The organism is Salmonella sp. NW645 (assembly GCF_051703725.1).
In the GTDB taxonomy this organism is placed as follows: Bacteria; Pseudomonadota; Gammaproteobacteria; order Enterobacterales; family Enterobacteriaceae; genus Salmonella; species Salmonella enterica.
This window is the reverse complement of record NZ_JAMMKR010000002.1, coordinates 1-12,673: the sequence shown is the minus strand read 5'-3', so window position 1 is coordinate 12,673 and position 12,673 is coordinate 1. Positions and strand designations below refer to the sequence as shown.

Here is a 12,673-nt window from a genome sequence, read left to right as displayed (position 1 = left end):
CACAGCGTTAAGGCCTGCTGGCGTTGCACGCCACCGGGCTTACCATACGTAATACGGTATGCTGGATAAGGCGTTTACGCCGCCATCCGGCAAATTCAGCGTAGAGCCTTCCTTCAGTATAAGGGTTTAATTGTAAGAAAGAGACAAGGCACCCAATGAGTGCCTTGTATGTTGTAAGGAAAAGTGACGATTTTATGAATCAGTCCGCATCGTAACCCAGGTTCGGCGCCAGCCACCGCTCAACGTTCTCAACGCTCATTCCTTTACGGAAAGCATAATCTGTCACCTGATCGCGTTGAATCTGCGCTACCGCGAAGTATTTGCTCTCAGGATGGCTGAAGTACCAGCCGGAGACCGACGCGCCAGGCCACATGGCGAAAGATTCGGTGAGCTTCATCCCGGTATGTTTTTCGACATCCAGTAGCTGCCAGATAGTGCCTTTTTCGGTATGTTCCGGGCAGGCAGGATAACCCGGCGCCGGGCGAATCCCCTGGTAGTTTTCGCGGATTAATTCGTCGTTACTCAGGCTCTCGTTCGGCGCATATCCCCAGTAAACCTTACGTACACGCTCATGCAGGTACTCGGCAAACGCTTCCGCCAGACGGTCGGCAATCGCTTTCACCATGATCTTGTTATAGTCGTCGTGTTGCGCTTCGTAAGCATCAGCCAGAGCGTCTTCTTCAAGACCGCCGGTGACGGCAAACGCGCCGATGTAGTCCGCTTTTCCGGACAGTTTCGGCGCGACAAAATCCGCCAGACAGTAGTTAGCAAAACCAACTTTCTCGGTCTGCTGGCGCAGGTGGTGGCTGACCGTCAGAACATGAGTACGGGTTTCGTCGCGATAGATTTCGATGTCGTCACCCACACGGTTCGCCGGGAACAGGCCCACCACGCCACGCGGATTCAACAGTTTCTCGGCGCTCAGTTTATCCAGCATATCATTGGCGTCTTTAAACAGACGCTGCGCCTCAACGCCCACCACCTCATCTTCCAGAATGCGCGGGTATTTGCCGGCCAGCGACCAGGTCATAAAGAACGGCGTCCAGTCGATGTAGTTGCGCAGAGTTTCGATGCTGGCTTCCACTTCCTGCACGCCCAGACGGTGGGCTACTGGCGGGGTGTAGCGTTCCCAATCGAATGCCAGATCGTTATCGCGCGCCGCTTCCAGCGTGACCGGCGGCGTGCGCGGTTTTTTGCGGGCGTGCTGAATACGCACGGTTTCGTACTCTTTGCGGGTACGGGCGACAAAGTCATCGCGCTGGGTGTCGGAGAGTAGCGCCGCCACCACGCCCACGGTACGCGAAGCATTCTGCACGTAGACCGTCGGACCGCTGTAGTTCTGCTCGATTTTCACCGCGGTGTGCGCTTTCGAAGTGGTTGCGCCGCCGATCAGTAGCGGAATAGTAAAGCCCTGACGCTCCATCTCTTTCGCCACGTTGACCATTTCGTCCAGCGACGGGGTAATAAGCCCGGAAAGACCAATCAGATCGGCATTCACTTCACGCGCCGTTCTGAGGATTTTCTCCGCTGGCACCATCACGCCAAGATCGACGATTTCGTAGTTGTTGCATTGCAGCACCACGCCAACAATGTTCTTGCCAATGTCGTGCACATCGCCCTTCACGGTGGCGATGACCATCTTGCCGTTGCTGGAGCCTTTTTCTTTGCTGGCTTCAATAAACGGCTCCAGGTAAGCCACCGCTTGTTTCATCACGCGAGCGGATTTCACCACCTGCGGCAGGAACATTTTCCCTTCGCCGAACAGGTCGCCGACCACGTTCATGCCGTCCATCAGCGGCCCTTCAATCACCTCAATCGGGCGGGAGGCCTGCTGGCGGGCTTCTTCGGTATCCTGTTCGATAAATTCGGTAATGCCTTTCACCAGCGAGTATTCGAGACGCTTTTTCACGTCCCAGCTACGCCATTCCGCCTGCTGGGCGTTGGCAGCTTCGTCGGTTTTGCTGCCGCGGTATTTCTCCGCCAAATCCAGCAAACGCTCAGTGCCGTCATCGCGACGGTTAAGAATGACATCTTCAACCGCATCGCGCAGTTCGGCAGGCAGGTCGTCATAAATCGCCAATTGCCCGGCGTTGACGATGCCCATGTCCATGCCGTTGCGGATGGCGTAGTAGAGGAATACCGCGTGGATAGCCTCACGTACCGGGTCGTTGCCGCGGAACGAGAAGGACACGTTAGACACGCCGCCGGAGATCAGCGCATGCGGCAGCTCGCGTTTAATATCTTCGCAAGCGCCGATAAAGTCCTGCGCATAGTTGTTGTGCTCTTCAATACCGGTCGCCACGGCGAAGATATTCGGGTCGAAGATGATGTCTTCCGGCGGGAAGCCCACCTCTTCGGTGAGAATTTTGTACGCCCGGCGGCAAATCTCGATTTTACGCTCGCGGGTATCGGCCTGCCCCTGCTCATCAAAGGCCATCACCACCACTGCCGCGCCGTAGCGACGTAGCAACTTCGCATGATGAATAAAAGCTTCCACGCCCTCTTTCATCGAAATAGAGTTGACGATGCCTTTACCCTGAATGCACTTCAGCCCTTTTTCGATAACCTCCCATTTGGAGGAGTCGATCATGATTGGTACACGGGCAATATCCGGCTCACCGGCAATCAGGCTGAGGAAACGCACCATCGCCGCTTCGGCGTCGAGCATCCCCTCATCCATGTTGATATCAATAATCTGCGCGCCGCTTTCGACCTGCTGACGGGCGACATCCAGCGCTTCGCTGTATTTCTCTTCTTTGATCAGCCGTTTAAATTTGGCCGAGCCGGTGACGTTGGTACGTTCGCCGACGTTGACAAACAGGCTGTCGTCGCCAATGTTCAGCGGCTCCAGGCCGGAAAGGCGGCAGGCAACCGGGATATCCGGCAGCTGGCGCGGCGGCAAACCGGCAACGGCGCGGCTCATCGCCGCAATATGCTCCGGCGTGGTGCCGCAGCAGCCGCCAACGATATTCAGGAAGCCCGCTTCCGCCCATTCGCGAATCTGTTTCGCCATGGTGTCGGCGTCAAGGTCGTACTCGCCGAAAGCGTTCGGCAGGCCAGCGTTCGGGTGCGCGGTGACGTAGCATTCGGCAATCCGCGACAGTTCCTGGACGTACTGGCGCAGTTCATCTGGCCCCAGCGCGCAGTTAAGGCCAAAAGTGAGCGCCTCGGCGTGGCGCAGCGAGTTATAAAAGGCTTCGGTCGTCTGGCCGGAGAGGGTACGACCAGAGGCGTCGGTGATGGTGCCGGAAATCATGATCGGCAGATCAACGCCCAGCGCTTCAAACTCTTCTTTCACCGCAAACACCGCCGCTTTCGCATTCAGGGTGTCAAAGACGGTCTCAATCAGAATCAGATCTACGCCACCTTCCACCAGCGCTTTAGTGGATTCACGGTAGGCCGCCACCAGCTGATCGAAGGTGATATTACGAAACGCCGGGTCGTTGACGTCCGGCGAAATGGAGGCCGTGCGGTTAGTTGGACCAAGCACGCCCGCAACAAAGCGTGGTTTTTCTGGTGTTCGCGCCGTCCATTCATCGGCGCAGGCGCGCGCCAGTTTGGCCGCCGCATAGTTAATTTCCGCCGACAGGGATTCCATCCGGTAATCCGCCATCGCAATGGTTGTCGAGTTAAAGGTGTTGGTTTCGATGATATCCGCGCCAGCCTCAAAGTAGGCGTTGTGGATAGCGGCGATCACCCCCGGCTTGCTGAGGACCAGCAGGTCATTGTTGCCTTTCAGGTCGCAGGGCCAGTCGGCAAAGCGCTCCCCGCGGAAATCTTCTTCATGTAGACGATAGCTCTGGATCATGGTGCCCATACCGCCGTCCAGCACCAGAATACGTTCATTTAACTGCGCACGCAGTTGTTCAACTTTGCTGCTCACACTCGCTCCCGACAACGCTCCACGTAACGGGCCATACTGGCACAAAGCGTGCTGGCGGAAAAGAGAACAACGGGCAACATGAGACATGTTCAGCTTGCCACCCACTTCTGTCGCTTTGCCGGATGGCGGCGCAAGCGCCTTATCAGTCTACAAATTACTTTGGCGGCTCCCAAAGCGTAGGCCTGATAAGCGCAGCGCCATCGGGCATCCTGTGATGTCACTCATCCGATCAGTTCAGGAACTCTTGCATTATAATTGAATAAAACGAAAATGATTTCCACGATACAGAAAAAGGAGTCTGCCATGGTTGCCCCTGTTCCCGCGAAACGCGGGAGAAAACCTGCCGCTACCACTGCACCCGTAACCGGGCAGGTTCAGTCTTTAACTCGCGGTCTGAAGCTGCTGGAGTGGATTGCCGAGTCCAACGGCAGCGTCGCGCTGACCGAACTGGCGCAACAGGCGGGTTTGCCTAACTCCACGACTCACCGTCTACTCACCACCATGCAGCAGCAGGGTTTTGTCCGCCAGGTTGGTGAGCTGGGCCACTGGGCCGTAGGCGCACACGCGTTTATCGTCGGTAGCAGCTTCTTACAGAGCCGTAATCTGCTGGCGATTGTCCATCCGATTTTGCGCAAGTTGATGGAGGACTCCGGCGAAACGGTAAACCTTGCCGTACTCGACCAGAGCGACCATCAGGCCATTATTATCGACCAGGTGCAGTGCACACAATTGATGCGCATGTCCGCCCCTATTGGCGGCAAGCTGCCCATGCACGCCTCTGGCGCGGGCAAAGCGTTTTTATCACAGCTCAGTGAGGAACAGGTTACCAGTCTGCTGCACCGCAAGGGGTTGCACGCTTATACCCATGCGACGCTGGTGTCGCCGCTGCATCTGAAAGATGACCTCGCCCAAACACGCAAGCGCGGCTATTCCTTTGACGACGAAGAACATGCGCTCGGTCTGCGCTGCGTGGCCTCGTGTATTTATGACGAACATCGCGAACCGTTTGCGGCCCTCTCTATTTCCGGCCCCTGCTCACGCATTACTGACGATCGCGTCACCGAACTTGGCGCCATGGTGATTAAAGCGGCGAAAGAGGTGACGCTGGCCTATGGTGGAACTCGCTGAAATGAGCAGCCTGAAATTATACTGGCAGGAGAAGTACCCACAGGCCTTCTGTTGGTCTTTCGGTGATTCGCCGGCGCTGGCCGACGAGCTGGCGGCGCTAGTGGTCGCCGGTAAAAAGCGTGGCACCTGTAGCTCGCTGGTTAGCTATCAGAAAGAGCAGCCCCCTGTCACGCCCGGGTCATATCACATTGTGCTCAACGGCACAGGCGACGCCGTGTGCGTCATACGCACGCTGGCGCTCAGGCTGATCCGTTTTAACGAGATGAGCGCCGATCTCGCCGCACTGGAAGGCGAAGGCGATCTTAGCCTGGCGTACTGGCAAGCGGCACACCGAGCCTTTTTTGAGCGCGAGGGTAATTGGTCGCCGGAGATGGAACTGGTTTACGAAGAGTTCGCCGTACTTGAGATCGCGCCGTAACGCACGCTAAAGCGCTGGCGACGACGATAGGCATACACATCTTCTACATGCCCTTCTTTAATACGCGTCTGTAGCGCGCGCCAGTAATCGGCGCGAAACAGGTCGGCATGCATCTCTTCAAACAATGGCCCGATACGCGGATCGGCACACAGCCAGTGACGAAACTCCTCCGGGAAAACATCACCCGGCGAGACGCTATACCAGGGTTCGCTGGCCAGTTCGTCTTCCGGATAACGCGCTGGCGGAATATCGCGGAAATTCACTTCCGTCATGTAGCAAATTTCATCGTAGTCATAGAACACCACGCGACCATGACGGGTAACGCCAAAGTTTTTAAACAACATATCGCCGGGGAAAATATTAGCGGCGGCAAGCTGGCGAATCGCATTACCATATTCTTCTATCGCATCGCGCAACTGCTGGCCTTCTACCTGTTCCAGCCAGATATTGAGCGGCACCATGCGCCGTTCAATATAGAGATGGCGAATGACGATATGTTCCCCAAGATCGGTAATCTTCTCTGGCGCTTCTTGCCGTAACAGCGCCATCAGCGCCGGATCAATTTGCCGTTTATCCAGTACGAAATTCTCAAACTCCTGGGTATCCGCCATACGACCGACGCGATCATGCTCTTTTACCAGTTGATAACAGGCACGCACATGGGCGGCAGACATCTCTTTCTGCGGGGCGAATTTGTCTTTAATGATTTTAAATACCCGGTCGAAACCTGGCAGGGTAAACACCAGCATCACCATGCCGCGGATACCAGGCGCCTCAATGAATTTCTCATCGCTTTCAGCCAGATAACACAAATATTCGCGGTAGCTTTCGGTTTTCGCATGTTTCTGGCAGCCAATCGCCATATACAGTTCGGCAGTGGTTTTACCCGGCAGGATTTCACGCAACCACTCAACCAGCGCGGCAGGTAGCGGCGCATACACCATAAAATAAGAGCGGGCAAAACCAAACACAATGCTCGCTTCTGCCGTGGTGGTCAGGCAGGTATCGACAAACAGTTCACCCTCATCAGTGCGATGAATCGGCAATAAAAACGGCAGCGTACCGTCAGGTGTGGTTAATTTACCTACCAGCCAGGCCGCTTTATTACGGTAAAACAACTCATTCGCCACCTGGACATGGCAGCGAGGTAGCGCGTCCTCGCCCAGTGTTTCAGTCAGGTGCGCGATAATATAGCGGATATCCCGGCTTTTATTCTGCCAGGGCAGACGCAGCGGTAAATCACTGAGTATGCGCATCAACAGCGTCTCCCAACCGTGATCGGGAAAGAAGTCTTTGGCCAGCGGGCGCGGGATAGTACGGAAGCGACGCTCCGGTTGCGAACTGAAAATAAACAACCGCTCGGGTGTTAACGAGCGGTGGTCAAATAACCGGCAATAAACGGAGTTGAAAAAGCTCTCCGCAATCTCGAAGCGCGGGTAATCCGGCAACAGCCGGGTGTAATGCTCTTTAACGCGTAAAAGGAAATCCGCGTCGGTACTTTTGCCATCGGTAATACAGCGCAGTTGCTCCACCACCAGACCCACATGATGATCATAGAGGTGGATACGGCTTTTCATCGCCTGTTGGACGGCGTGCCAGTCGGCCTGTTCAAAACGCTGCTGCGCGCCGGAAGTCACTTCCAGAAATCGACCATACTGCGCGTCAAAGCCTTGCAGGATGGTTTGAGCAATCAGTAATTCCAGGCCACGCGGCATTTTTTTCCCTCATCCGGCACCACATCATGCCGGATGGCGCGTTCGCTTATCCGGCCTACGCTATCTGTAGGCCCGGTAAGCGCAGCGCCACCGGGCATCAATCAAAACTGCGATTCTTCGGTAGAACCCGTTAATGCGGTAACGGATGACGCGCCGCCCTGAATAATGGTGGTGACTTTGTCGAAGTAACCTGTGCCCACTTCCTGCTGGTGGGAAACAAAGGTGTAGCCATCTTTCGCCGCGGCGAACTCGGGTTGTTGAACCTTCTCAACATAGTGTTTCATGCCCTCGCCCTGAGCGTATGCATGCGCCAGGTCGAACATGTTGAACCACATGCTGTGGATGCCCGCCAGGGTAATAAACTGGTATTTGTAACCCATGTCCGACAACTGCTGCTGGAAGCTGGCAATGGTCTTGTCGTCCAGATTCTTCTGCCAGTTGAAGGATGGCGAACAGTTATAGGCCAGCAGTTTGCCCGGATACTTCGCGTGGATAGCATCGGCAAAACGACGCGCCAGTTCGAGATCCGGCGTAGAGGTTTCGCACCACACCAGATCGGCATACGGGGCATACGCCAGACCGCGGCTGATCGCCTGCTCAATGCCCGCATGGGTGCGGTAAAAACCTTCGCTGGTGCGTTCGCCGGTAATAAAACCGCTGTCATAGGGATCGCAGTCGGAGGTGATCAGATCTGCCGCATCCGCATCGGTACGCGCAATCACCAGCGTCGGGACGCCCATCACATCAGCGGCCAGACGCGCAGCAATCAGTTTCTGAATCGCCTCCTGCGTGGGGACCAGCACCTTGCCGCCCATATGGCCGCATTTCTTCACCGACGCCAGCTGATCTTCGAAGTGAACGGCCGCTGCACCGGCTTCAATCATCGATTTCATCAGTTCGAAGGCATTCAGAACGCCGCCAAAACCGGCTTCCGCATCAGCAACGATCGGCAGAAAGTAATCCACATAGCGCGGATCGTTGGGTTCAATACCGGATGCCCACTGGATCTGATCTGCACGACGGAAAGTGTTGTTGATCCGATCCACTACCGCCGGAACAGAGTTTGCCGGGTACAACGATTGATCCGGATACATGCTGGATGCAAGGTTGGCATCTGCCGCCACCTGCCAGCCTGAAAGATAAATCGCCTCAATACCGGCTTTCGCCTGCTGCAACGCCTGACCGCCAGTCAGCGCGCCAAGGCTGTTGATATAGCCTTTTTTCGCTTCACCGTGCAACAGCCGCCACATTTTCGCGGCGCCGAGCTGCGCCAGCGTGCATTCCGGGTTAACCGAGCCGCGTAATTTCACCACCTCCTCCGCGCTGTACGGGCGGGTGATGCCTTCCCAGCGCGGTTGTGTCCACTCTTTCTGTAATTCTTCGATTTGTTGAGTACGGGTTTTCATGTGCAGATGCTCCATATTGTTATGTGGTGAATTAAGCCAGTAAGCGATAGCCCGGCAGGGTGAGGAAGTCGATTAAGTCATCTGAGGTGGTGATTTGCTCCATCAGACGTGCGGCATCGTCGAAGCGCCCGCTGCTGTAGCGGTGCTCGCCCAGTTCGTCCTGGATTACCCGCATCTCTTCCGCCAACATTTCGCGGAAAAGCGCTTTCGTTACGGGTTTTCCATTGCTCAGCGTTTTCTCATGGTGAATCCACTGCCAGATAGAGGTTCGTGAGATTTCCGCCGTCGCGGCATCCTCCATCAGACCATAAATCGGTACACAGCCATTGCCGGAGATCCACGCTTCAATGTACTGCACTGCCACGCGAATATTGGCGCGCATTCCCGCTTCTGTGCGTTCGCCTTCACATGGCTCCAGTAACTGCTCGGCGGTAATCGGCGCATCTTCATCACGGGTAATGAACAGCTGATTTTTGTGCTCGCCCAGTACCTCGTTAAAGACGGCCATTGCGGTATCCGCCAACCCGGGATGCGCAATCCACGTGCCGTCGTGGCCGTTGTTCGCTTCCAGCGCTTTATCCGCTTTCACTTTGGCAAGGACCTGATTGTTGCGTTCAACGTCTTTGCTCGGGATAAACGCCGCCATACCGCCCATCGCGAACGCGCCGCGCTTGTGACAGGTTTTGATTAGCAGGCGCGAGTAGGCGCTCAGAAACGGTTTGTCCATCGTTACCACCTGCCTGTCCGGCAAGACGCGATCCGGGTGATTTTTCAACGTTTTGATATAGCTGAAAATATAATCCCAGCGACCACAGTTGAGACCGACGATATGATCACGCAGCGCATGAAGAATCTCATCCATCTGGAAAACAGCCGGCAGCGTTTCAATCAACAGGGTCGCTTTGATCGTACCGCGCGGCAGGTTAAAGCGGTCTTCGGCGTAGCTGAAGACTTCGCTCCACCAGGCTGCCTCCTGCCAGGCTTGCGTTTTCGGCAGGTAAAAATACGGGCCGCTACCTTTAGCGAGCAGCGCTTTATAGTTGTGGAAAAAGTACAGAGCAAAATCAAACAGGCTGCCGGGAATGGCTTCCCCCCGCCAGGTAACATGTTTTTCTGGCAGATGTAGACCGCGTACACGACAAATCAATACGGCCGGATCGGGCTTGAGCTGATAGATTTTTCCGGCTTCGTTGGTATAGCTAATGGTGCCGTTCACCGCATCACGCAGGTTGATTTGACCATCAATAACTTTATTCCAGTCCGGCGCCAGCGAGTCTTCAAAATCTGCCATAAACACTTTCACATTTGCGTTCAGGGCATTAATCACCATTTTACGTTCAACCGGCCCGGTAATTTCTACTCGGCGATCCTGTAAATCCGCCGGAATACCACGAATCTGCCAATTACTTTCTCTAATGGAAGTGGTTTCCGAAATAAAATCAGGCAACTTACCGTTATCAATATCCTGCTGTTGCTGGATACGTGCAGCCAGGAGTTTATTGCGTTTTGGCGTAAAACGGGTAACTAACTCCGTCAAAAACTCGACTGCCTCAGCGGTCAGGACTTGCTTTTCCAGCTCGCCTTGCGGCCTGGTAAAGGTTAATTCATCAGTTGTGGTTGCCTGTGGATTCATCATGCAGCTCCTCGTTGTTGATCCAGATACGTCCCCAATGCGAACGAAGGATCACTGTGCGCTTTTCGTTCAACACAACTAAGACTACTCAATTAAATTTCAAAATCAAAAACAATTTCCATTTTTAATTTAATTATGCATTAACCTATTGATAACAATATAAATTAAATTTAATTACATGATGAGGTGCGTTTCGGAAATAAAAAAGGCACCCGAAGGTGCCTGATTCAACATGCTGAAACGCTTTAGGATCGTCAGAAGCAGAAGATTAATCCAGGGTTGGATTCATGTGACGCAGATCATATGGCGTAATCTGGTAGACATAATAGTTGAGCCAGTTAGTAAATAGTAAATTACCGTGGCTGCGCCAGGTTGCGCGCGGTATGTTTTGCGGATCGTTTTTCGGGAAATAGTTGTACGGAATATCCGGATTTAACCCGGCCTCAACGTCACGAAAATATTCACCCGCTAACGTATGAGCGTCATATTCAGGATGACCGGTGACAAACGCAATACGTTTATCTTTGCTGGCAAACAGGTACGCATCCCCCTCTTCTGTTTCGGCCAGAATTTCAAGATCCGTATAATCCCGTATTAGCGCCGCCGGGAAATCGGCATAGCGTGAGTGTGGCGCCAGAAACGAATCATCAAAACCACGCGTCAACAGAGCATGAGGATGAAGGATGTGATGTTCATAGACGCCGGAAAGTTTATCTGTACGGGTCTGCTTAGGGATACCATAAAGAATATTGAGTGCAGCCTGGACGGCCCAACAGACAAATAGCGTCGAAGTAACGTGATCTTTCGCCCATTCCAGCACCTGCCTAATCTGCGGCCAGTAAGCCACGTCATTAAATTCCACCAGACCCAGCGGCGCTCCGGTCACGATAAGCCCATCAAAGTTCTGATCGCAGATATCGTCGAAGTTACAGTAAAAGTTGTTCAGGTGCTCAGCTGGCGTGTTCCTCGACTCGCGGGCATCTATCCGCAGTAGTTGAATATCGACCTGCAATGGCGAGTTCGATAGCAAGCGCAGAAACTGATTTTCCGTTTCAATCTTCTTCGGCATCAGGTTAAGGATAAGTACCTTTAGCGGGCGAATTTCCTGACCTGATGCGCGAGAAGTCGTCATGACGAAGACATTCTCCTCACGTAAAAAATTGACGGCGGGTAGCTCGTCCAGCACGCGAATCGGCATAACCTGATAACCTCACGACATACGTTTAAACGTTTAGACATCCAGATAGCTGAAGATACTCAGAAATCAGGCGAATGTCGAGTCTGCAAGTTCAAGGTGAGAAAGTTTCACGACAGCATTTGCATTAGAATAGAAGTAAGCAAAAAAGGAGTGAAGATGATGATTAACATTCGCCGTTCAAGGCATGAGGAAGGGGAAAAACTGATTGCGATCTGGCGTCGCTCAGTCGATGCCACGCACGATTTTCTGTCAAACGCTTATCGGGCCGAACTGGAAGAGCTGGTGAGCGATTTTCTGCCAGAAGCGCCACTATGGGTTGCCGTGACCGATCAGGATGAGCCGGTAGGATTTATGCTGCTTACCGGCGAACATATGGATGCGCTGTTTGTCGATCCGGACGTGCGTGGTCAGGGTATCGGTAAGAGATTAGTTGAACATGCGTTAACACTGGCGCCGGGGTTGACAACCAATGTTAACGAGCAAAATACACAAGCTGTTGGATTTTATAAGAAAATGGGATTTAAGGTGACGGGACGTTCGGAGGTTGACGATCTTGGGAAACCGTATCCATTGTTGAATTTAATTTATCCGTGAGTAGTGGTGCTGCCTGATAAGTGCATACAGGCCGGATAAGGCGAAACTGGCATCCGGCGGTGCCGGTTGCCTGATGGCGCTGCGCTTATCAGGCCTACATTTTTACAGTTACCACACACGCAAAGAAGCCCGTCCAGACGGACGGGCTTCTTCACTTGTCTGATGCCTGGCAGTTTATGGCGGGCGTCCTGCCCGCCACCCTACGGGCCGTTGCTGCGCAACGTTCAAATCCGCTCCCGGCGGATTTGTCCTCCTCAGGAGAGCGCTCACCGACAGACTACAGACAAAAACAAAAGGCCCTGTCTTCCGACAGGGCCCTTCGCTTAATTTGATGCCTGGCAGTTCCCTACTCTCGCATGGGGAGACCCCACACTACCATCGGCGCTACGGCGTTTCACTTCTGAGTTCGGCATGGGGTCAGGTGGGACCACCGCGCTAGTGCCGCCAGGCAAATTCTGTTGCCGGAAACGAATCTTTTACACCGATGCTGCGTTGGCTGCATTCGCAAAGTCAGTCACATACTTCAGTATGCTCCTTCCTTTCCTTCATTTGCCGCCTTGCCTCAGCGTAAAATCTTTCGTTCCCGAAAATCCGGAATCAGTGCTGAAAATCGTCTCTCAACCGCCAAAACATCTTCGGCGTTGTAAGGTTAAGCCTCACGGTTCATTAGTACCGGTTAGCTCAACGCATCGCTGCGC

At 53.9% G+C, this 12,673-nt stretch carries 8 protein-coding genes and 1 rRNA gene; 3 read left to right on the top strand and 6 right to left on the bottom strand.

From position 1 onward, the window contains the following. Positions 1-199: 199 nt before the first annotated feature. On the bottom strand, positions 200-3,883 hold the full coding sequence (gene metH, locus NA389_RS03900; protein WP_000095984.1) for a methionine synthase: 3,684 nt from the start codon (positions 3,881-3,883) through the stop codon (positions 200-202). Between the two features lie 303 nt (positions 3,884-4,186). Here metH and iclR point away from each other — a divergent pair, with 303 nt between their 5' ends. Both iclR and NA389_RS03890 read left to right on the top strand, forming a co-directional pair. Continuing rightward, a complete protein-coding gene (iclR, locus tag NA389_RS03895; RefSeq protein WP_000226434.1) occupies positions 4,187-5,011 on the top strand; it encodes a glyoxylate bypass operon transcriptional repressor IclR in 825 nt (274 codons plus the stop codon). 10 nt (positions 5,012-5,021) lie between these two features. Then, positions 5,022-5,429 (top strand): ASCH domain-containing protein, encoded by a 408-nt coding sequence (locus NA389_RS03890; protein WP_010989091.1) that lies wholly within the window; start codon positions 5,022-5,024, stop codon positions 5,427-5,429. Here the strand turns inward: NA389_RS03890 and aceK are convergent. From aceK to metA, 4 genes are all read right to left on the bottom strand, one after another. After that, positions 5,393-7,144 (bottom strand): bifunctional isocitrate dehydrogenase kinase/phosphatase, encoded by a 1,752-nt coding sequence (aceK, locus tag NA389_RS03885; protein WP_001137275.1) that lies wholly within the window; start codon positions 7,142-7,144, stop codon positions 5,393-5,395. The genes NA389_RS03890 and aceK overlap by 37 nt on opposite strands. Before the next feature lie 101 nt (positions 7,145-7,245). Further along, entirely contained in the window at positions 7,246-8,550 is a 1,305-nt protein-coding gene (gene aceA / locus NA389_RS03880) for an isocitrate lyase (RefSeq protein ID WP_000857878.1), read from the bottom strand. Between the two features lie 31 nt (positions 8,551-8,581). Continuing rightward, positions 8,582-10,183: a malate synthase A gene (gene aceB / locus NA389_RS03875; RefSeq protein ID WP_001069371.1), complete on the bottom strand. Its 1,602-nt coding sequence runs from the start codon at positions 10,181-10,183 to the stop codon at positions 8,582-8,584. Positions 10,184-10,451: 268 nt separating this feature from the next. Further along, the gene (metA, locus tag NA389_RS03870) at positions 10,452-11,381 is read right to left on the bottom strand and encodes a homoserine O-acetyltransferase MetA (protein ID WP_001122763.1); all 930 of its coding nucleotides are present in this window, start codon (positions 11,379-11,381) and stop codon (positions 10,452-10,454) included. Between the two features lie 156 nt (positions 11,382-11,537). Between metA and NA389_RS03865 the strand changes: the two genes are divergently transcribed. Next, positions 11,538-11,975 carry an acetyltransferase gene (locus NA389_RS03865; RefSeq protein WP_000973248.1) on the top strand — a complete coding sequence of 146 codons (438 nt, stop codon included), beginning with the start codon at positions 11,538-11,540 and terminating at the stop codon, positions 11,973-11,975. Between the two features lie 333 nt (positions 11,976-12,308). Here NA389_RS03865 and rrf read toward each other — a convergent pair. After that, positions 12,309-12,424: ribosomal RNA gene (rrf, locus tag NA389_RS03860) — 5S ribosomal RNA — on the bottom strand. Positions 12,425-12,673: the final 249 nt, after the last annotated feature.